Annotated in this window: 17 protein-coding genes; 8 read left to right on the forward strand and 9 right to left on the reverse strand. The window is 45.0% G+C overall.

What is annotated here, in order from left to right; genetic code table 11:
* Window positions 1-166: 166 nt before the first annotated feature.
* Window positions 167-616 (forward strand): hypothetical protein, encoded by a 450-nt coding sequence (locus CXF86_RS09660; protein ID WP_102038851.1) that lies wholly within the window; start codon window positions 167-169, stop codon window positions 614-616.
* Between the two features lie 135 nt (window positions 617-751).
* Here the strand turns inward: CXF86_RS09660 and CXF86_RS09665 are convergent, their stop codons facing one another.
* Complete coding sequence (locus tag CXF86_RS09665; RefSeq protein ID WP_102038852.1) at window positions 752-1,654, reverse strand: DnaJ C-terminal domain-containing protein; 903 nt, start codon at window positions 1,652-1,654, stop codon at window positions 752-754.
* Between the two features lie 777 nt (window positions 1,655-2,431).
* Here CXF86_RS09665 and CXF86_RS09670 point away from each other — a divergent pair.
* Window positions 2,432-4,024: a BCCT family transporter gene (locus CXF86_RS09670; RefSeq protein ID WP_101093483.1), complete on the forward strand. Its 1,593-nt coding sequence runs from the start codon at window positions 2,432-2,434 to the stop codon at window positions 4,022-4,024.
* A 186-nt stretch (window positions 4,025-4,210) separates the two neighbouring features.
* On the opposite strand, the gene CXF86_RS09675 is transcribed toward CXF86_RS09670, so the two are convergent.
* From CXF86_RS09675 to CXF86_RS09690, 4 genes are all read right to left on the reverse strand, one after another.
* A complete protein-coding gene (locus tag CXF86_RS09675) occupies window positions 4,211-5,050 on the reverse strand; it encodes a DUF2306 domain-containing protein (RefSeq protein ID WP_219621769.1) in 840 nt (279 codons plus the stop codon).
* A gap of 312 nt (window positions 5,051-5,362) precedes the next feature.
* The gene (locus tag CXF86_RS09680) at window positions 5,363-6,001 is read right to left on the reverse strand and encodes a hypothetical protein (RefSeq protein ID WP_102038853.1); all 639 of its coding nucleotides are present in this window, start codon (window positions 5,999-6,001) and stop codon (window positions 5,363-5,365) included.
* Window positions 6,002-6,718: 717 nt separating this feature from the next.
* On the reverse strand, window positions 6,719-8,362 hold the full coding sequence (gene groL, locus CXF86_RS09685) for a chaperonin GroEL (RefSeq protein ID WP_101093478.1): 1,644 nt from the start codon (window positions 8,360-8,362) through the stop codon (window positions 6,719-6,721).
* A gap of 93 nt (window positions 8,363-8,455) precedes the next feature.
* A complete protein-coding gene (locus CXF86_RS09690) occupies window positions 8,456-8,746 on the reverse strand; it encodes a co-chaperone GroES (RefSeq protein ID WP_101093477.1) in 291 nt (96 codons plus the stop codon).
* Between the two features lie 247 nt (window positions 8,747-8,993).
* On the opposite strand from CXF86_RS09690, the gene CXF86_RS09695 reads away from it, so the two are divergent.
* Both CXF86_RS09695 and CXF86_RS09700 read left to right on the forward strand, forming a co-directional pair.
* On the forward strand, window positions 8,994-10,346 hold the full coding sequence (locus CXF86_RS09695; RefSeq protein WP_101093476.1) for an MATE family efflux transporter: 1,353 nt from the start codon (window positions 8,994-8,996) through the stop codon (window positions 10,344-10,346).
* 10 nt (window positions 10,347-10,356) lie between these two features.
* Window positions 10,357-11,013: a Qnr family pentapeptide repeat protein gene (locus tag CXF86_RS09700; protein WP_101093475.1), complete on the forward strand. Its 657-nt coding sequence runs from the start codon at window positions 10,357-10,359 to the stop codon at window positions 11,011-11,013.
* A 201-nt stretch (window positions 11,014-11,214) separates the two neighbouring features.
* Here CXF86_RS09700 and CXF86_RS09710 read toward each other — a convergent pair whose 3' ends face one another.
* A complete protein-coding gene (locus tag CXF86_RS09710) occupies window positions 11,215-12,159 on the reverse strand; it encodes a LysR family transcriptional regulator (RefSeq protein ID WP_101093474.1) in 945 nt (314 codons plus the stop codon).
* A 296-nt stretch (window positions 12,160-12,455) separates the two neighbouring features.
* Here CXF86_RS09710 and CXF86_RS09715 point away from each other — a divergent pair, with 296 nt between their 5' ends.
* From CXF86_RS09715 to CXF86_RS09730, 4 genes are all read left to right on the forward strand, one after another.
* Window positions 12,456-13,535 (forward strand): efflux RND transporter periplasmic adaptor subunit, encoded by a 1,080-nt coding sequence (locus tag CXF86_RS09715; protein WP_102038854.1) that lies wholly within the window; start codon window positions 12,456-12,458, stop codon window positions 13,533-13,535.
* Between the two features lie 59 nt (window positions 13,536-13,594).
* The gene (locus CXF86_RS09720) at window positions 13,595-16,675 is read left to right on the forward strand and encodes an efflux RND transporter permease subunit (RefSeq protein ID WP_102038855.1); all 3,081 of its coding nucleotides are present in this window, start codon (window positions 13,595-13,597) and stop codon (window positions 16,673-16,675) included.
* Between the two features lie 197 nt (window positions 16,676-16,872).
* Window positions 16,873-17,265: a hypothetical protein gene (locus CXF86_RS09725; protein WP_101093471.1), complete on the forward strand. Its 393-nt coding sequence runs from the start codon at window positions 16,873-16,875 to the stop codon at window positions 17,263-17,265.
* Between the two features lie 70 nt (window positions 17,266-17,335).
* Complete coding sequence (locus CXF86_RS09730; protein WP_101093470.1) at window positions 17,336-17,680, forward strand: DUF6677 family protein; 345 nt, start codon at window positions 17,336-17,338, stop codon at window positions 17,678-17,680.
* A gap of 102 nt (window positions 17,681-17,782) precedes the next feature.
* Here the strand turns inward: CXF86_RS09730 and CXF86_RS09735 are convergent, their stop codons facing one another.
* From CXF86_RS09735 to CXF86_RS09745, 3 genes are all read right to left on the reverse strand, one after another.
* Window positions 17,783-18,097 (reverse strand): hypothetical protein, encoded by a 315-nt coding sequence (locus CXF86_RS09735; RefSeq protein ID WP_101093469.1) that lies wholly within the window; start codon window positions 18,095-18,097, stop codon window positions 17,783-17,785.
* Between the two features lie 135 nt (window positions 18,098-18,232).
* A complete protein-coding gene (locus tag CXF86_RS09740; RefSeq protein ID WP_101093468.1) occupies window positions 18,233-18,667 on the reverse strand; it encodes a hypothetical protein in 435 nt (144 codons plus the stop codon).
* A gap of 194 nt (window positions 18,668-18,861) precedes the next feature.
* Window positions 18,862-21,264, reverse strand: a complete 2,403-nt coding sequence (locus CXF86_RS09745; protein WP_102038856.1) for a zinc-dependent metalloprotease — start codon at window positions 21,262-21,264, stop codon at window positions 18,862-18,864.
* Window positions 21,265-21,325 lie beyond the last annotated feature (61 nt).

The raw sequence follows: 21,325 nt of genomic DNA on the forward strand, positions 1-21,325 counted from the left end.
TTGAAACCCACCCGACGTGAAGCACTCACGCATTCCACTTCCGCATTGCATTGGCTCACAAGGGAATAACCATTCTCTCGTCAATGCGCTTTGAAACGAAAAGCGTGAGCGCTTCTGAATTGACGAAATACTTAATGCAACTGGTATTATTATGCAAGGAATAGCAATGAACGTTTCCGGCTTAGGTATAGGATCAGCATCTTCGGTCACTCAAAACATGAAACAAGCAGAGATCAAGGTAAGATCTGATATCGCTCCACAAGCAATATCGACCTCCCCAGTTGCTGGATCAGATACAGTGTCTATTTCAGATGCAGCGCAAAAAAAGCTGTCGACTGAACTTGGCATGGCCATGAACAAAAACTCTGCCACCACAAAAGCGCAAGAACAAAAAAGTGAAGAACTAGATACGCGTACCGATATAGAGAAAAAAATCGATAAACTTAAAGAAGAGATAAAAGAGTTACAACAGGAGCGACAAGCACTTGCGGGTGATAAATCAGCGGGCGCTGATGAGAAACGCAAAGAGATCGATAATAGAATGATGATGCTCAGTGCACAGATAACCACCCTGCTGAAAGCACAGAAAGAGGAAGCCGAAGCGGCCTCTAAGTAACCTATAGAAATTGTCTGCCTAGCTCATTTTGCACCAAAATAAGCTAGGCTCACGATAAACGTACACTGAGTACATATAGAGATTAAAGTTGAGGCCAGTGCTGCAGGCTTGCTCTGCAACACTGCTTAAAGCGTATTAACTTTCTCTTAAAGCGTTGAACTGTTCCAGTAATGAACGTTGTTCTTCAGTGAGATCCTGCGGAATTTCCACCTTAATTTGCACAAACAAATCACCGGTTTCTCCTTTACGATCCGTAACACCTTTACCCTTTATCTTGAACTTTCGACCATGTTGAGTCCCAGCGGGCACTTTAAGCTTAAAGCGCTTATCCAATACGTTGACTTCAATCTCGCCACCCAGTGCCACCGTCACCATATCGACAGCCTTGGTGTAAATAAGATCGTTCTCTTCACGTTCAAGAAAAGCATGAGCGCGGGTGGCGATCGTTAGAAATAGATCACCAGCAGCTCCACCATGTATTCCTGCACTCCCCTTGCCGGTGAAGCGTATTTTCTCACCGTCTTTAATACCCGCAGGGATCTTAACTTTTATTTTTTTATTTTCGCCATTAACCGGTAGTTCAACGACTTTTTCAGCACCTTGCACTGCATCAACAAAGTCTACAGTGAACACAAACTCTTTATCTTGCCCTTTTTGAGTTCGGCTTCGCCCTCTTGATTGAGAAAACATACTTTCAAAATCATTTGCATCAAAGCTGTGACCACCAAAGCCACGTTCTCGCTGACTAAACCCGGCACCAAACATATCGTTAAACCCGCCTTGGCTATAACGTTGTCCATCCTGGCCATTGTTTACATACGCATCATGACCAAAATCATCATATTTCTGGCGCTTGTCAGCATCAGTCAGTACTTCATAGGCTTCTTTAGCATTTTTAAAATTTGTTTCTGACACAGAATCATCAGGATTTTTATCGGGATGGTACTTCATCGCTAGCTTTTTATAGGCTTTTTTTATCTCTTGATTTGAGGAGGCCTTTGAAACACCTAGCACGCTGTAATAATCTTGTTTAGACACGCTAAACCCTCACTAATGTGTATCTCAAAAAAAGGGCCATGAGTTCTCTCTTATCGCCCTAAATATTAACAAGCTTATGTGTTCAAGTGACTATTGAGTCCAATCTTGTCTTGTTTAACCATTGTAATGCTATTTCATTATTTAAACTCGCCATCTACACATTCTCACGAAAATATTTATCCCCAGCCACTGTAATCGATGGCTTAAAAGACCAAGTCATTTGTCAGCAAGCAAAGTTTTATCACCAATATTGCCCCAACATTAAAATGGACGGCAACAATGATGGCACCCTCAGTGAAAGACAGTGGTGTAATTAGCATTTAAAGGAGCGGAATCAAACCCCGTTTGTTCATAAGCTAAAAGAAGACATAAAAGAGTGACTAGAGCAACGACAAGCGCTTGCGAATGACCATTCAGAAGCAGCCGAATCCGCCTATTAATAGCCTATTGATATTGTATGTCTAGCTTATCGCACACTTGGATAATCTAAGCTACGTCATCCAACGTTAAGTTCCATTCCATTATCTATGGGATAGAGATAAAGCCCTCAATCCCTAACGGTTCCCATCAGACAAATACTTAGAACACGAACTATATATACATGTTCGCCGACTATTGGAATAGCAATAAAAACGCCATTAATCAGGTGGTATTTGAGATTTAGTACTGGAGTTGTTATTATCCCCCGCGTTATTTTATTTCGTGGTCTAATTACTTTATTTTTAAAGACCATTTCGTTTTTACTTTTCGATTAAAAGTATTACAAGAGCAAAACATTTGAGCATCAATTCGGATAACACATTAAATAAATACAGTATTGAAACAACGGACTATCAGGTTGGTCAGGACAACGTCCAAAAATGGGGTTTCGATATACATAACCGCGTATTCGGGATCAGCGCAGGCCTTATTCTTATCTTCCTTTCCACACTCCTCATCGTTGATCCAAGCACTTCAAAAGAAATGCTAAATACCCTGAAAAGCAGCATCATTGAAAACTTTGATGTTCTCTTCATGTGGTCAACCAACTTTTTCGTCCTTTTCTCTTTGGCACTAATGCTGTCGCCGCTCGGTAAAATCCGTATTGGCGGCAAAGAGGCCAAGTCAGAGCACTCCAGAGTTTCATGGCTGGCGATGCTGTTTGCCGCAGGTATGGGTATCGGACTGTTGTTCTGGGGTGTTGCTGAACCTACCGCTTACTTTACTGACTGGTGGGGCACGCCATTTAATGTAGAACCATTAACCCCTGAAGCTAAAACATTGGCCATGGGGGCAACTATCTTCCATTGGGGTATTCACGGCTGGTCAATCTATGCGATTGTCGCGCTCGCGCTGGCATTTTTCACCTATAACAAGGGATTGCCGCTGTCGCTTCGTTCTGTGTTCTACCCGATCTTTGGTGACAGAGCCTGGGGCTGGCTAGGACATGTCGTCGATGTTATGGCAGTACTGTCGACCTTGTTTGGTTTGGCGACTTCGCTGGGATTGGGGGCAATGCAAGCCACCAGTGGTATCAACCATGTATTTGGTACTGATGGCGGTATCGGTATGCAACTGGCAGTCGTTATCTTAGTGACTTTAATTGCTATTGGCTCTGTTATTCGTGGCATCGATGGCGGCGTTAAAGTGCTGAGTAATATCAATATGCTATTTGCATTAGCCTTGCTGATATTCGTTACTTACGTCAGCTTTGATATTGTAATGGCGTCGATTCCAGACACATTAATGGCCTATGTGAACAATGTCATTGGCCTGAGCAATCCGCATGGTCGGGAAGACACAACATGGATGCATGGTTGGACCGTATTCTACTGGGCATGGTGGATTTCATGGTCACCTTTTGTCGGTATGTTTATTGCCCGAATCTCTAAAGGCCGCACAGTACGTGAATTCCTGTTTGCCGTGATTTTTATTCCAACATCGATGACCATCATTTGGATGGCTGTCTTCGGCGGTATTGCGCTCGATCAAGTCGCCAATAAGGTGGGTGAGCTGGGTGCTAATGGCTTGACTGATATTTCACTCTCTCTGTTCCATGTATACGATGCTCTACCATACGGCTCTGCCATTTCGATTCTTTCGGTTGTGCTGATATTGATCTTCTTCGTGACCTCATCGGATTCAGGTTCACTGGTGATCGACAGCATTACCGCTGGCGGCAAGATAGATGCACCGATCCCTCAGCGCGTCTTCTGGGCAACTGTAGAGGGCGCTATTGCAGCAGTCATGCTTTGGGTTGGCGGTAAAGAAGCGCTGCAGGCATTACAGTCCGGCGTCGTTGCTACTGCATTACCCTTCACCTTTGTGCTGTTACTAATGTGCGTTAGTCTGATTAAAGGGCTGAAAAGCGAATACGCGTTATACCGATAACGGCGATATATAGAGAAAACCAGTAACACACAGTAATATCATGACCGGCCTTAACCCAATGTTTGAGGCCGGTTTTTTATTACTTCAGAAAACCCATTAGTTACACAAAAGATTAAATAAAGGGGTAGTCAGACTCTGCCTCCATTTCGTCGATGTGAAAATCATCTCATTGCCAACATTTTTCGATTAGATTCGTGGTAACCACATTCCCATTGAAGCAGCGAAAATACCGCAGGCCATACCAAGAGAGAGTACAACTAAGCTTAAAGACATCACCATCTTATACTTTGGATTTTTACTGTCTGATGCAGCAAAATACAGTTGAGCGACAGCAAGCGGAAGCAGGTACTGAGCAAAGCCCAAAAAGCTTAAGAATGGCCCTTCGAATGTCTTAGGATCAAACCCTACAGGTGCCTGATGGACCATTAACCATAGCATCAGTCCAATACGAAAAAACCATACCCCTCCCATAACGATAAACAACCTTATTGCCCAACGTCTATGGGTTTTAATATCTCGCTTAATCGCGTTATATACCGCCAGCCCTGCAAATACCATGATTAAAATGGCGTTTAAACTGATGCTGTACTTACCAATCTCACCGCCTGCAACGCCGCGACTCCACACCATAAATAAACCACCCAGACTTAATATAAAAGCGGTTAGAATATAGACCCGTCCGTTAACGCGATGAAACTTAGGCGCATAAGATCTTATTTGGGGAATAAGCTGTAACGGCCCACCAATGAGCACCACCAAGGCTAAAAACAGATGCATTCCTACCGCTAAGTTACCTATGGTGTCACCTGCAATATAACCGTGTGGCATCACCTTATTCCACTCTGCAAGATCTCCGGAAAAGGTTGCCCCACCATAAAAAATGGCCACATAGGCAGCAAAAATCCATTGCCCCATGACAGTCACTGCAAACCATAATTTCGCACTATGACCAAGCCAGTGCCTATTCGTTGAATTATGACTTTTACCATCTACCGCTATTGTTCTGATTATTGCAGCTTCGCTCATTCCTATCCCCTTGGCGTACCTTAAAAGTTAACAATTTTTATTTAACACATCGTTAACAGCAAAAGTTATGCCAGAAATATAAGAGCTATAAATCAATGCATTACCCAAAGCGTCATCTCAAAAGATAATATATTCACTGAAAATCAGTCAATATGGCGATTAATATGGCATCGAATAAGAATGGTCCATTCCCCTAAACTGGGACATTAAATAAGTAGGTTCTGCAATAAATAGCGCGGAGAGAGTCTGATCCAGTCCTTTTAACGAGATACTGAAGGAAAGTTTACTCTGACCCGCCCTATTTTGATTAGCTTAAAACAGATCTTCTAGCCACTTCTTGGTCAGGCCAATACTGAGCATAACCTTAAGCTTTATAAGTGCCATGGTATCACCAGACTCCAGTGCAGTTTCGCCGCAACGCGGATCTGAGCGCTGCAATGCACCAGTCATTTTATGGTCGATTGGGATCGGTTCACAACCGTGTCCCGACTCACAAATAAAGTCCCACTTCTCTTTAGCGGGCACATGACAAGTGAAGCAGTTGCCATCGAAGCGATTCACTACATCAACAAAACCACGCTTTGCAATTTTAGAACCACTTTCATCAACTTCTAACTCAAAAAACTCCCAGTCACTGGTTGCCGGAAAAGTGCCAGGCTCACGCTTGACCATAACTTCGGTTGGTACCAGTTGCACCACAGATCCTGTCGGATATATCGCTCCCTCAGGTGAATTAGCGGCGGCCAGAGTCCCGTTAATGTCTCCCAACAGATTATCTACGTAAAAGTGGCGCACTGGCGTCATGTCGCGTATGCAGCTAAAACTTGTTTCATCAACATTTACAACGGCAGGTTCAGATTCAGGCGTTGTCGCGGCAGTGCTCGCTGTACTGCAAATCAGTGTAATGAACAAAATCATCGCACGTTGGCCATTAATTAATTCTGCTTTCATGGTGTTCCTTATTGTTAAAGCTTAAAAGATGAGCCAGATTTAAAATCTGTTTTACTACAGGCATTCATTGAACAGCCTGTGATCCTTTACTGCAGTCGGATTGAATATATATTTCGAACAATTCAATTGCGCGCAATATTATTGCATTTATTTACTCATGACAAGTCTATGCTGGATAAACTTGTTAAAATAAACGCATTTGCTCAAGGCAAACACTAAGCCAATTATAGTCTCAGCATCTTAAGCTCATCAGGGATGATAAGAGGGTAACCTTTTAAAAGTTTGGGTCAGAGTAAACCTATGTTTTTCCCTTTTTCTCTAAAATCGATTAACCCAATTCCAAACCTCGCCACTCACAGAGTCCAATCTTCCCCGTTGGAAATTTTCGCTTCTCAGAAATTTCGCCGGGGTGCTGAGGGATTGACTCTTATGAACTCTTAGCAAATGCAATGGAGCGGGGACAAGCGCTTTACCCCTTGGCTCTGCTCTTTACAACAGAATGGGCGAAGCGCCACAGCTTTAAACTAATCTGCAGACATAAAAAAACCGATACTTTTAAGTATCGGTTTTCTTTATTTGGCTTTAGCTTTTGAGCTATAGACCGACAACGTATTTTACGTAGGATAAATTGATTATAACAAGGCGCCTTGAGCGACGCGTAGTCTTTCTTACGCGAGCGAATGGCAACGCAGTAAGAATCAATTTAGACCAGTAAAATTACATCATGCCGCCCATTCCACCCATACCGCCCATACCACCCATATCAGGTGCACCAGCTGATTCTTGTGGCGCATCACACACCATAGCTTCAGTAGTGATCATTAGGCCTGCAATAGATGCAGCGAACTGTAGTGCACAACGGGTCACTTTAGTTGGGTCAAGGATACCCATCTCTAGCATGTCGCCGTAAGTGTCGTTACCCGCGTTGTAACCATAGTTACCAGTGCCGATCTTCACGTTGTTAGCAACAACTGAACCTTCTTCACCCGCGTTAGTCGCGATTTGACGAAGCGGTGCTTCCATAGCGCGTAGTGCGATAATCACACCGTGCTTCTGGTCTTCGTTAAGCACTTCAACTTCACCAATTTTGCTTGCTACACGTACAAGTGCAACACCACCACCAGCAACAACACCTTCTTCAACGGCTGCGCGAGTTGCGTGTAGTGCATCTTCTACACGTGCTTTCTTCTCTTTCATTTCAACTTCAGTGGCTGCGCCAACCTTGATTACGGCTACGCCGCCTGCAAGTTTAGCCATACGCTCTTGAAGTTTTTCTTTATCGTAGTCTGAAGTTGATTCTTCAGCTTGGATTTTGATTTGTGCAACGCGTGCTTTAATTTGAACTTCTTCACCGTTACCATCAATGATAGTGGTGTCATCTTTAGTGATGATAACGCGCTTTGCAGTACCCAAATCTTCTAGAGTCGCTTTTTCAAGCTCTAGACCAATCTCTTCAGCAATAACAGTACCGCCAGTTAGGATAGCGATATCTTGTAGCATTGCTTTACGACGATCGCCAAAACCTGGGGCTTTAACAGCAGCGACTTTAACGATACCGCGCATGTTGTTTACCACTAATGTGGCTAGCGCTTCGCCTTCAACGTCTTCAGCAACGATAAGCAGTGGCTTACCTGTTTTAGCTAGACCTTCAAGGATAGGAAGCAATTCACGGATGTTTGATATTTTCTTATCAACCAACAAGATGAATGGCGTTTCTAGTTCAATACTGCCCATTTCTGGGTTGTTGATGAAGTATGGTGATAGGTAACCACGGTCAAACTGCATACCTTCAACAACATCTAATTCGTTCTCTAACGCTTGGCCTTCTTCAACAGTGATAACGCCTTCTTTACCAACACGCTCCATCGCTGTTGCGATGATGTCACCAATTGATTCGTCAGAGTTAGCTGAGATAGTCGCCACTTGTGCGATAGCTTTAGATTCTGAACACTCTTGTGACAGTGTCTTAAGTTCAGCAACTGCAGCGATAACCGCTTTGTCGATACCGCGCTTAAGATCCATTGGGTTCATGCCAGCAGCAACGGCTTTTAGGCCTTCTGTCACGATAGCTTGAGCAAGCACGGTAGCAGTAGTAGTACCGTCACCCGCAGCGTCATTGGCTTTAGAAGCAACTTCTTTCACCATTTGAGCGCCCATGTTTTCGAACTTGTCAGCAAGTTCGATCTCTTTAGCGACTGACACACCATCTTTAGTGATAAGTGGAGCACCGAAGCTCTTGTCTAGTACTACGTTACGACCTTTTGGGCCTAAAGTTACTTTTACTGCGTTTGCTAGTACGTTAACGCCTGCAAGCATTTTTACGCGTGCATCGTTACCAAATAATACGTCTTTAACAGCCATTTTTAATTGTCCTTTAAATTCTGTTTAAATTACCGATGTGTCCTCTAAGCTCGAGCAACACATCAGCATTGAAAAATGTTTAAACGAAGTGGTTTAACTCACAACAGCCATTAGATCAGATTCTGAAAGGATCAGCACTTCTTCACCATCAATTTTTTCTTTCTTAACGCCGTAACCTTCGTTGAAGATAACCATGTCACCCACTTTTACGTCAAGTGGCTGAACTGAACCATTTTCAAGAATGCGGCCATTACCTACAGCAAGAACTTCACCGCGTGATGATTGCTCAGCAGCACTACCTGTTAGTACGATGCCACCAGCTGACTTTGATTCAACTTCTGAACGTTTAACAATGACACGATCATGTAATGGGCGAATATTCATCGATGGATGCTCCTAGTATTTTGGTCGCCAGCGCTTATTGCTGACTATTAAAGATTGTAACGATATTGGTTGTTTTCACCTCTGTGAAAACAAAAATCTCGCTTGATGTTCGAGATATGGGGGTAAAGGTCGACAGTTCCAAGCCCCATTTATAAAATAAATCTGTTTATTTTAACTCTGTTTTATAAATATTGCGGCAATCCTGATAGAATTCGCCGTCCAAGCATAGACTAGGCAACACTTCCCTATGAAAGACAGACACGGGCTGCTAACACAGCCAATTGGTCGTGTACTGCTAAATATGAGCCTCCCAAACCTGATTGGTATTCTAACCATTCTCGGGTTCAGCCTCATTGACACTTTTTTTATCAGCCAGTTAGGCACCGAATCCCTAGCGGCAATCAGCTTTACTTTTCCTGTAACCTTAATCATCGCCAGTATCGCTATTGGCATTGGCGCAGGAGTTTCCACCAACTTAGGCCGCCTTATAGGCAGTGGCCACGCCGATAAAGCCAAGATTTTTTTGCATGACGCGCTATTGTTAACCTTCTTGGTAACCGCGGTTATCTCGCTGCTTGGCAGCTTGTGTATTAGTCCGTTATTTAGCTTGCTCGGCGCTAACCAAAACAGCTTACCGCTGATCCATGACTATATGTTTACCTGGTATCTCGGTGCGCCATTATTGGTGTTGTTGATGGTGGGTAACCAAGGCCTACGCGCGACGGGGGATACCCACTCGCCGGCTAAAATAATGATGTTGGCGGCGCTGATAAACCTGATTCTGGATCCGCTGCTTATTTTCGGTATTGGGCCTTTCCCACGCTTAGAAATTCAAGGCGCTGCCATTGCCACGGTGGTCTCTTGGATAGTGGCGCTGTCGTTATCGACTCATCTACTGATTTTTAAGCGTCACTTAGTCGAGTTTGCTGAGTTTAATCTCGCCAGACTTAAGTGTAATTGGAAGCAACTGGCGCATATTGCCCAGCCTGCAACCTTAATGAACCTATTAAACCCAGTCACAAATGCCATTATCATGGCGATGCTGGCACGTATCGACCATAGCGCCGTCGCCGCCTTTGGCGCGGGCACTCGATTAGAGTCGGTGATGTTGATTGTGGTCATGGCGTTGTCGTCAAGCCTGGTGCCATTTGTGGCGCAGAACTTAGGCGCAGGGCAAACCGCTCGTGCCCGTGATGCATTGCTGCTTTCACTCAAGTTTGTATTGTTGTTTCAAACCCTACTTTATCTGCCGCTATTCTTTTTAGCCGAGCCTTTAGCACAATTGTTCAGTAGCGACCCACAAGTGATTGAGTGGTTGAGTTTTTATATTTTGGTATTACCTGCCGCTTACGGCCCTCTCGGCGTTGTTATCTTGGTGGCGACCACGCTCAATGCCTACCATAGACCCATGAGTTCACTGGTATTAAATATCTGCCGTTTGTTTTTAATCATGCTGCCATTGGCAGCTCTGGGCTCTTATCTGGGCGGCGTAAAGGGCTTGCTGCTCGCGCTACCGATCACCAATGCGTTGATGGGACTGGCTTGCTATATTCTGGCACGTCGAATTTCAGAACCTGAACTCGCTCCAATAGCACACTAAAGGACACCCGATGCTGGCATCAAAACAGATTTTTAGCGATGAAGATTTTAGCGACCAAGATCTGCAAGATGCCCATTTTGAGCATTGTGAATTCCACCACTGCCGCTTTAACCATGCCGACCTAACCGATGCGCGTTTTAGCCATTGTAAATTTGTACGACAAGGCGAAGATGAGGGCTGTGATTTTAGCTACGCGACGTTAACCAGCGCCAGCTTTAAACACTGTAATTTGAGCATGACCCTGTTTAAGGGTGCCCGCTGTTACGGTATTGAGATGCGCGAGTGTAACTTGCAGGGGAGCGACTTTAGTCGGGCTAGCTTTGCCAATTACATTACCCCTAAAAGCTATTTTTGCTCTGCCTATATCACCGCTTGTAACTTGGCTTATGCCGACTTAAACAGTGCATTGCTGGAAGAGTGTGAGCTATTTGATAATCGCTGGCGCGGGGCTAACCTCACTGGCGCGTCGATGAAAGGCAGCGACTTAAGTGGCGGCGAGTTCTCCCCAGAGCAATGGGGCACCTTTGAGCTTAAAGGGTGTAACCTCACCCGAATTGAACTCGACGGTTTAGATCCGCGCAACGTTGGGCTTGAGGGCGTGATCATTAATCAATGGCAACAGGAGCAATTACTGGCACCATTGGGGCTGATAGTCACGCCTGACTGAAACCCCTGGTTAAGTATGCGCGTGGGTTAGATAGCGCCGCGTAATCTCTCTTCCCTGCCGCAGCCCTTACCTGAATTACAACGCTCGAGTGCCGCCATCATATGATCGATAAATCGCTGACTGGCTAAGCTAATAAAACGTCTTGAGGGATATACCCGATAGCACTTGCCTATATCATGTACTCTACATCTTCAAACGGTCTTAAATCCAGGACTTGATAGCACCGCGTAATCTCTCTTCCCTGCCACAACCCTTACCTGAATTACAACGCTTGAGTGCCGCCATCATATGATCGATAAATCGCTGACTGGCTAAGCTAATAAAACGTCTTGAGGGATATACCAAGTAGCACTTACCTATATAGGGCGCTACATCTTCAAACAACATGGTGAGTTCACCACGTTCGACATAATCACGCGTCACTTCTATCGGGAGGAAGGCGATCCCACGGCCGGCTAAGCTCGCTTCTAAACAGAGTTGAAGGCTATTTAGGCACAGGTTGCCTTTGACGGCTATTTTCATATCATTGCCGAAGGGAACTTCATTAAAAATTCGGCCGTTAGGGTAACGGAAAAGAATGGAGTTATGCTTCTCTAGATCTTCGGGAAGCAAGGGTGTGCCTGCCTTTGCCAAATAGTCGGGACTGGCGACGAAATGTAATTCTTCGGTGAGCACTTCCCGAGCCACCATCTCACTTTCGTTAAAGGCGTCTTCAATCATGAAAGCGAGATCGATATTATTACGGATCATATCCTGCGGTTCAGTACTCACAATCAGCTCAACGGTAAGCTCAGGGTTATGATCCATAAATTCGAAGATACCACTGGCAATATCGAGCAACTCAGGCACTGGGAACATAAGAATGCGTAAGTGGCCTCCAATCTCGGCTTCCGTATCAGTCAGCTCCACCATTGTCTGCTCAAGTTCGCCAAGAATAGATAAGGTCTTATCGTAGAAATGACTCCCCGACGCCGTTAATGTCATAGAGCGACTCTGACGATGAAACAATTTCACATGCAGATCCTCTTCTAAGCTCTGCAAGCGGCGACTCACGGTCGATTTAGGCAGGTTCAACAGATCTGCCGCATCCACTAAACTGCCTGTTTCTACGATACGATGAAACAAGGCAATATCTTCAGTTTTCATACTCTCTCACTACAAATTCGCGGCACATTCACGGCACACTCTACAGGGGCTGTACAGCGTCACGCTGGGCGAATAGCTCAAGTAAATAACTTAAGTAAAAGCGCAGCCGACAAGCACATTTGATCAGTAACATCTTTAACAGCAAAGATCATGCACACGATTAGCATTTACAATCAAGGTTAAATAGTCTCACTTTATGGAACTCACACTCCCATTCATTCCCGTTTTGTTCAAAATTAGATACTGTTATCTTAGCCGTCATTAATACTATTTGTCGCACTTATGGAATTCGGTTTATGAAGCACCTCCCCCAAACATTCATCCTTGTTATGATCGCAGCCATATTCTCGGGCTGCAGCGCAGAATCAACTGAAGCTGCACCGCAATCAATAAGGCCCGTGAAGTTATTGGAAGTCACCGATATTAATGCCGCTTCTATTCGTGTTTTCCCTGCTAAAGTGGCCGCGACTAAGCAGGCCGACTTGAGCTTTCGCGTCTCTGGTCAGTTAATTGATTTTAATTTGGTCGAAGGTCTACAGGTAAAAAAGGGGGCGACTCTGGCTCAATTAGATGACAGAGATGCCCGCAACACTTTGCTTAATCGGGAAGCGGATCATGAGTTGGCTACCGCCGATTATAAACGTAAGGGCGAATTACTTCGCCGTCAGCTGATCTCACCTGCCGATTACGATCTTGCTAAGGCGCAATTAAAGTCAGCCACCGCTGCCCTTGCTAATGCCCGAGATCAGTTAAGTTACACCCGCTTACTCGCACCTTATGACGGCACAGTGGCTAAAATTTCTATCGACAATTACCAGATGATCCAAGCCAATCAGTCAGTGTTAGTGTTGCAGAAAAATCATCATATTGATGTCGTCATTCAGGTGCCTGAATCAATGGCGAATAAAGCTATCGCATTTAATCCCAATGCCAAGTTTCAGCCACAGGTGCGTTTTAGCACTCAATTGGATAAAAGCTATCAGGTCAGCTTGAAAGAGCATGCGACACAAGTCACCCCTGGCACCCAGAGCTATGAAGTGGTCTATACCCTACCCAATCCGACGAACATCAACATCCTTCCTGGTATGAGCGCCGAGCTAACATTGGACCTATCACTGGGCAATGAACTCAGCAAAACCGTGGTGCCAGCAAGTGCAGTGATGAAGCGCGATCAAGATGGCGAGAACATCATCTGGCTCTACCATGCTGATACTGGCAGTGTGACGCCAAAAATTGTCACCCTCGGCCGTGTCACTACCCATGGCATTGAAATTTTAGAGGGACTAAGCCTAGGCGATCAACTTGTGGTTGCTGGAGTGCAATACCTATCAGCCGAACAAAGCGTTAAACCACTGCGTTGGCAGCGTGGCGTATAACCCCTGATGACACCGGAATTAGCTTTTATGTTTCTCTTTCGCCTGCAAGGATTTAATCTGTGAATTTTGCTCAATATTCAATCGAACATAAAGTCATTAGCTGGATGTTCGCCCTATTACTGCTCGTGGGGGGCAGTATTTCATTTCTTGGCTTAGGTCAGCTCGAATTTCCGGAATTCACTCTTAAACAAGCACTTGTGGTTACCGCTTACCCCGGCGCCTCACCCGAGCAGGTAGAGGAAGAGGTCACCTTAGTCCTTGAAGATGCCATACAGCAACTCGATGCCGTCAAGCACATAACGTCGGTCAACAGTGCGGGCTTATCTCAGATTGAAGTGGAAATTGAAGAGCATTACGGGGCAGATGAACTGCCGCAAGTATGGGATGAACTTCGCCGTAAGGTGAATGACAACATAGCCTTGTTACCCCCCGGGGTCGCGACCCCTGCGGTTATTGATGATTTTGGCGATGTGTATGGCATTTTGCTCAACATCACTGGCGATGGCTACACCAGCCGAGAACTGCAAAATTATGCTGATTTTCTCAGGCGTGAACTAGTACTGGTCGATGGGGTTAAAAAGGTCAATATTGCCGGTGATATTACTGAGCAGGTGGTGGTCGAAATTTCACCACAGAAGCTCAATGCACTCGGTCTGGACCAAGACTATATTTATAGCCTGATCAATAGCCAAAATGTGGTGTCCAATGCCGGCAGCATCCGTGTCGGCGATAACCGTATCCGTTTACACCCTACTGGCGAATTTAATCACGTTAAACAGATGGAACGCTTGCTGATTAGCGCACCAGGCAGCACTAAGCTCATCTATTTAGGTGATATTGCTAAGATCTATAAAGCCAACGATGAAACGCCAAGTACGCTCTATCATGGTAACGGTGAGTCTGCGTTATCGGTGGGCATTGCATTTTCTAGCGGCGTCAATGTTGTTGATGTGGGTGAGGCCATTAACCAAAGATTGGGCGAACTGGATAACCAACGTCCTATCGGTCTTGAACTCTTTAAGGTCTATGACCAGAGCAAGATGGTCGACCAAACGGTCAGTGGGTTCTTAATCAATTTGGCAGAGTCGATTGCCATCGTGATCGGTGTGCTGCTGATATTTATGGGAGTACGTGCTGGTCTGCTAATGGGCTTGGTATTGTTACTGACCATATTAGGCACCTTTATCATGATGAATGTGCTCAACATTGAGCTGCAGATCATCTCTCTCGGGGCATTGATCATTGCGTTAGGTATGTTGGTCGATAACGCCATCGTGGTTACCGAAGGCATTCTCATCGGCATTAAGCGGGGTTACAGTCGCTTAGAAACCGCGAAACAAGTCGTCAAGCAAAGCCAATGGCCACTGCTTGGCGCGACGGTGATTGCTATTCTCGCCTTCGCACCCATCGGCTTATCTGACACTGCCACGGGTGAATTCTGCGTCTCTTTATTTCAAGTCTTACTGATCTCTTTGTTTATCAGTTGGATCACCGCGATGACATTGACGCCGTTTTTCTGTCATCTAATGTTCAAAGACGGTGTCGTCAGCGATGATGAAAACGATGATCCTTATAAGGGTTGGGTATTTCAGATATACCGTAGCAGCTTAAATACGGCGATGCGCTTTCGCTCTGTGACCATACTGTTGGTTATTACAGCGCTGATAGCCTCAGTCATGGGCTTCGGACATGTGAAAAACGTGTTTTTCCCAGCCTCAAACACGCCAATGTTCTTTGTTGATGTGTGGATGCCAGAGGGCACCGATATTAAGGCAACCGAACACTTACTCGGCCGTATCGAACAAGACTTGATGCAACAGCAACAGCGCCATGATATCGGTCTAGTCAACTTAACCAGTGTTATCGGTCAAGGTGCACAACGATTTGTGCTCTCCTATGCGCCAGAGAAAGGCTATAGCGCTTACGGTCAACTGCTGATAGAGATGACCGATCTTACTCGCTTGAATCAGTATATGCGCATCCTAGAACAGGAGTTAAGCCTTAAATACCCAGAAGCGGAGTACCGCTTCAAGTATATGGAAAATGGCCCTAGCCCAGCCGCTAAGATTGAGGCGCGCTTCTATGGTGAAGATCCAAAAGTGCTGCGCCAACTCGCGACCCAAGCCGAAGCCATTTTAGAGGCAGAGCCTACGGCAGTTGGTGTGAGGCATAACTGGCGTAACCAGGTGACCTTAATCCGCCCGCAACTGGCCTTAGCACAAGCTCGTGAAACCGGGATCAGTAAACAAGATCTCGATAACTCCTTGCTGGTTAACTTCAGTGGCAAGCAGGTGGGGGTTTATCGTGAAAATAGCCACCTGTTGCCGATCATTGCCAGAGCTCCTGCAGAAGAGCGACTCGACGCCGACAGCTTGTGGAAACTGCAAGTTTGGAGCAGTGAAAACAACGTCTTTGTCCCTGTAAATCAAGTGGTCTCGGAGTTCACTACCGAGTGGGAAAACCCACTGATTATGCGCCGAGATAGAAAACGTATGCTGGCTGTCTATGCCGACCCCATCAATGGAACCGACGAGACCGCCGATTCCGTTTTCAGAAACATCAGAGCTGATATAGAAACCATTCCACTGCCCAGTGGCTATGAATTAGAGTGGGGCGGCGAATTTGAAACAGCCGGTGAAGCGCAAGTGTCGGTATTCAGCTCAATACCCATGGGTTATTTGGCCATGTTCTTAATCACAGTGTTGTTATTTAACTCTGTACGCCAGCCTTTGGTGATCTGGTTTACTGTGCCTCTCGCTTTGATTGGGGTGGTATCGGGCTTACTGATCTTTGATGCCCCTTTTAGCTTTATGGCACTGCTGGGCTTATTGAGCCTTACCGGTATGATCATTAAAAATGGCATTGTGTTGGTCGATCAAATCAACCTCGAACTCAGCGAAGGCAAAGAGGCCTATCAGGCAGTTGTAGACTCGTCGGTCAGCCGCGTACGCCCTGTGTTGATGGCAGCGATAACGACTATGCTGGGGATGGTGCCACTGCTATCCGATGCCTTTTTTGGCTCAATGGCCATTACCATCATCTTCGGACTAGGCTTTGCGTCAGTATTGACACTCATCGTACTGCCCGTCACTTATACCTTAATGTTTCGCATTCCTTATCCACATAAAAATGCGAAGTAAGGAGGTTACAACGCATTAAATTAACCCCGTAAATCAATTAAATTAGTACAACAAAAATGCTTCCCGGCAGCTCCGGCTTGACCCATAAATGGGCCAAGCCGGAATACTTTCTGATGTTTGATGAACAAAAGTTTACGAGTAATCGATCAACGAGGCTGTTAATGTAAACAGCTGTTGCTTACTATCATGGTCTGCTTATGAAGCCGCTAATATTCAGAATAATACCTTCCAAGCTGATAATCACCGCAGCATTGCTATCTATCCCCTGCTTATCAAGCGAAGCGATAGCCAATACAGCATTGGATGATAAACCCCAGTTGGAACAACAGAGTGAAGAGTATTCAATTGGCGTAATGGTAAAAGCGATAAATACTGCACTTGAAAATCCATCTAACGACTCATTAGAGATTATTACTCACTACGGCACCGACTCGCGTTATTATGTGATGATAAGAGGCTGGTTGGTACAGGTGCTTAGTGGCGTTCAAAGCCAATATTATGCCAGCCAAGATCGTCATACTCACAAAGCAGCATTAGCAGAAAAAATAGAATTTTTACAGCAAGCGTTACGACGTATAGATCTAGAATAAAGACGCCTGAACCCTCTTAAAAGGCCAGGAAAAGTTCTAAGACCACCTATTAAACCGAATGGGTATAACCATGAAAACCTCAACAAAAGCAGCCTTGTTATCGGCATTTATTTTTCCTGGTGCAGGCCATTTTTATTTAAAGCAGCGTGCGGTAGGCAATCTCATTTTAGTCACGACCATCGCCTCTTTATCCTACTTATGCTGGCATGCCTATCAACGAGCACAGTTAATATCGGAGCAGATCTTCAGTGGAGAAATTCCATTACAGCTTGATGCTATATACAGCGCAGTAACTCAAGCGCCTGTCGGCAATGAAGCGATTTGGATTAACCTTGCTACCGCTGGTTTTATAGTGACTTGGATTATTGGTATTGCAGATGCTTACCGTTTAGGCCGCCGCCAAGATAGTGACTAGCTGTTCGATATAGCCAAATTTGCCAACAAAAAAGGGTTACTCATTGAGTAACCCTTTTTTATTAACAATGCTGATTTCAACAAAGCAGAATCGCGGTCGCGATTACATGCATGACTCTTTAGCGGCATTCGTTTTAGAGAAATCATGTTGCGTTGTCGGCTGAGTATGCTGAATAATTTTTGACTTTGCATTTTTCGAAAAATCATAAGCGTTAGTCGCCGCTAACGTCTTTGAAAAATCATGCCGAGTCGAGCCACGCTGAATATTATTGGGTTGCGCTGCTGCGGCAATATTTTTAGAAAAATCGTAATCAGCACGTGCAGCTGATGTTTTAGAAAAATCTGGTCGTTCTGCCATTGCTGATGCAGAAAATAAAGTAACAATTACAGATAAGGCTACGCTGGTTAACATTTTCATATACAACTCCAATCTAATTTGCCTATTTCGTTAACAAACAGTCTAAGTTATTTACCTGTTTTAGAGAACAAAAAAAGGACAAGTTTTGCAATTTGATACATATAACATACAAAAAATTAAAACTATGTTAGACAACTATGTTATTGGAGGAGGATTAACTATATGAAGAGTAACTGTTTTTATCGGCCAAGGACTCTCAGAAATCTTTCCTTCGAGCTTGTCTTGTATGGGAAACAAATCAGTAAACAAATGTAAACCGATCGGACAATGTGCGTGAGTAGTGCAATGACCCGACGCTAAAACTTGGCACACATCGTCGCAATTAGCACCATAGATATAACGACTGTCAGACAAAAATCCATGTTCACCATATTGCGTTTCAATCGACGAAGCGATGTTTGAAAAGTTTATCAGTAAAGATGTTTTACCAGTATCAGCAAGACGTTGTTGGATCTGTATATCGCTTTTATCTAGGGTATGTAGTATATCAGGCAACGCCATCGCAGGGCTCAGCAGAAACTGCCCAACCAATGAGATGAGTAATACCCAATGTGTTAACCCTTTAATCATTTAATCATTTAATCATTTACCCTTGCTAGAAATTCAATCGTTAAGATCCGTGAATGCACAGTAGTAGACAGATGATCCGCCCAATAGTTTCCATTTATATTTTTATTAAAGACTGACAATCAGGCCTCCCGCGCCCAATAAAAAAGCGCTTAGTTATTCACTAAGCGCTTTGATGATTTTCAAGGCTATTACGCTTAAATAGGTGAACCTGGTGGCATAGGTAAAGGATGAGCAATAAGCTTAAGCTTAGGATCGTTCAAGCCCTTTTCAATGCCTTGTTGCAACCAAGCAAAGTGCGCAGCTTCGTAGGCACTGACACGTTTTACTTTGCGTTTAAGCTGCTTAACCATATAGCCTAAACGTTCGGCTAATTGAGCCTTCACTTCAGGTCGTGTTTTATCGTCATGGTATGCCGCTAATAACACATCAACAGTCACCGCATTGACTCGCATCCACACACCTAATTCAGGGCCTGTTGGCATATCGGCAAAAACCGTTTTAGCGAGCACTTTATCGGTCACTTTTGACACCGACCATTGCTCTTTATCGTTAAGATAAGCTTGGTTTATACGATTGATTCGCTCTGGCACAAAAATTTGTGATAGTGCATGCCGACTTAAGACTTCAGCCATTCCTAAAGGATCCGCGACCACACCGAGTCCCGAATGGAAGCTTTCTCGAGTATTGTTATAGTTGCCCGCTTTAGGGACTAGCATCTCCTGCAGAGACTCAGAAATGGCTAACTCACTCGGCGCTAAGGTCGCTAAAATGGCCTGCAATGCTTGCTGCTGCAGTGCTGGGGCAAGGTAGTGCCATGATTTACCGTCCACTCCGTCACCATAAGTGTAATCTGTGCCCCCGATAAACTTAGCGGCGGCTGTGATTTGGAATCGCGTTAATAGGTAGATCGGCACAAAAGCATCACTAAGCTCACCTTTTGGCTGCTCCGCTAATAGTGCAGTGGCAGAGAAGTCTTGTATCGCTTTAGCGCGTACAGCACTTAAACGTGTCAATTCAGCCACTGGGTCGTTGCCGTTGTCCCACAGGCTGGCGTAAGCGTTACTGGCCCCCGCCCCTCTTGAATCGGCTTCACCAATATATCTAAGCCCTTGGCGCTCAACTTCTGCGCGCATATCCTTGAGTGCTGCTTTCTCTTGCGCTGGATCTGAGTATTCAGCGTAACCATAAGCAACGGTATATTTATCCCAAGCACCAATACCTTCATCATAAGGCTTAGTAATATCAATCTTGTCACCGTTAATCGTGACCATAGGATGTGGATAATCCATCACTGAGGCATTGTTATTGCTCGATGCGGCAAAGTTATGATCTAACCCTAACGTGTGGCCAACTTCATGCGCCGCAAGCTGTCTTATTCTTGCAAGTGACAACGCCATGGCGGCATCATCAGCCGCGGCTCTATCTTCCCAGCCCGCAGTAAGACCTCGTGCAATAAGATGGTCTTGTCGTACTCGTTGGCTACCCAGTGTGACATGCCCTTTAATGATTTCACCCGAGCGAGGGTCGGTCACGGCTGAACCGTAAGACCAGCCACGCGTAGCGCGATGCACCCATTGAATAACGTTATAACGTACATCTTGTGGGTCGGCATCTTCTGGCAATAACTCAACTTTAAAGCCATTGATAAAACCAGCTTCAGTAAAGGCATCTTCCCACCAGCTTGCGCCCTCAAGGAGTGCTGAGCGAATAGGCTCTGGCACACCAGGATCGAGGTAATAAGTAATAGGTTTAACAACCTGACTTGGCGCAGCACCAGGGGTTACTTTCTCTAGTCGGTGGCGCAGCAGAAAACGTTGACGAATATCTTGATCGACACGGCTGCCGTAATCGAGATAATCATCAGATAAGTAACCGCTCATGGGGTGATAAGAACGCGCCTGATATTGCTCTTCAGGCAAAGCGATAAACGAGTAACGTAAACGCACTGACATATGTTTTGCATCAGGGGTTACCTGCGCAACATAGTTACCCTCTTTGGCACTGTTAAAAGTCAGTAATACATCCACATCACTATTACGCTCAAATGACTTAACCCCTTCAGGTAAAATCAAAGACTTCGTTTTGTCTAATTGGTAGCTACCCTGTTTAGTCTGCTCTAAGACATCGCTAATACCATGTAGATCGTTAACGACTAAGTCATTTATAGAGACTAAATTACGCTTACCTGTGACCAATTTTCCGCGCCATAAAACAGATTCAGCAAATGCCTCTTTTACTGCACGTTGCTCGGCAGCATTATCAGTGTCAGCTCGGTAAGCGGTATTGAGTTGTTTAAGAATAAGGTAAGGGCCATGGCGTTCAAACTGTACCATTCGGGTACGCCCTAACTGCCCTCTATCAAGACCGATATCATTGGAGCCAACCCCATGCGGTAAACTGGTGAGCAATAAAAAAGGTTGGTTGAGTTTGTTGGCTTCCATGTAGAGATCGCCAGATGCTTTCTCATAAAACAGATTAATGAAACCTGTGGCTGCTTGGCTTTTCTTAATGATCGTGTTGGTATTAGTAGCAGCATTCACACTGGTCAGTGGCATTGTCGCTAGGGCGATTGCCAGTGCAAGTTTGTAAGGTTTCATGGTCTCTCCTTGAGCCTTATTATTCGCTATTGTATCAATACAATAATCTTTATTATTTGTT

The organism is Shewanella sp. GutCb, assembly GCF_002836135.1.
Lineage (GTDB): Bacteria > Pseudomonadota > Gammaproteobacteria > Enterobacterales > Shewanellaceae > Shewanella.

Coding starts and splice junctions, on each gene's coding strand:
- CXF86_RS09730 (WP_101093470.1), top strand. CDS start 17,336: ATGAAAACCTCAACAAAAGCAGCCTTGTTATCGGCATTTATTTTTCCT.
- CXF86_RS09700 (WP_101093475.1), top strand. CDS start 10,357: ATGCTGGCATCAAAACAGATTTTTAGCGATGAAGATTTTAGCGACCAA.
- CXF86_RS09740 (WP_101093468.1), bottom strand. CDS start 18,667: ATGATTAAAGGGTTAACACATTGGGTATTACTCATCTCATTGGTTGGG.
- groL (WP_101093478.1), bottom strand. CDS start 8,362: ATGGCTGTTAAAGACGTATTATTTGGTAACGATGCACGCGTAAAAATG.
- CXF86_RS09745 (WP_102038856.1), bottom strand. CDS start 21,264: ATGAAACCTTACAAACTTGCACTGGCAATCGCCCTAGCGACAATGCCA.
- CXF86_RS09735 (WP_101093469.1), bottom strand. CDS start 18,097: ATGAAAATGTTAACCAGCGTAGCCTTATCTGTAATTGTTACTTTATTT.
- CXF86_RS09715 (WP_102038854.1), top strand. CDS start 12,456: ATGAAGCACCTCCCCCAAACATTCATCCTTGTTATGATCGCAGCCATA.
- CXF86_RS09690 (WP_101093477.1), bottom strand. CDS start 8,746: ATGAATATTCGCCCATTACATGATCGTGTCATTGTTAAACGTTCAGAA.
- CXF86_RS09695 (WP_101093476.1), top strand. CDS start 8,994: ATGAAAGACAGACACGGGCTGCTAACACAGCCAATTGGTCGTGTACTG.
- CXF86_RS09660 (WP_102038851.1), top strand. CDS start 167: ATGAACGTTTCCGGCTTAGGTATAGGATCAGCATCTTCGGTCACTCAA.
- CXF86_RS09710 (WP_101093474.1), bottom strand. CDS start 12,159: ATGAAAACTGAAGATATTGCCTTGTTTCATCGTATCGTAGAAACAGGC.
- CXF86_RS09680 (WP_102038853.1), bottom strand. CDS start 6,001: ATGAAAGCAGAATTAATTAATGGCCAACGTGCGATGATTTTGTTCATT.
- CXF86_RS09675 (WP_219621769.1), bottom strand. CDS start 5,050: ATGAGCGAAGCTGCAATAATCAGAACAATAGCGGTAGATGGTAAAAGT.
- CXF86_RS09725 (WP_101093471.1), top strand. CDS start 16,873: ATGAAGCCGCTAATATTCAGAATAATACCTTCCAAGCTGATAATCACC.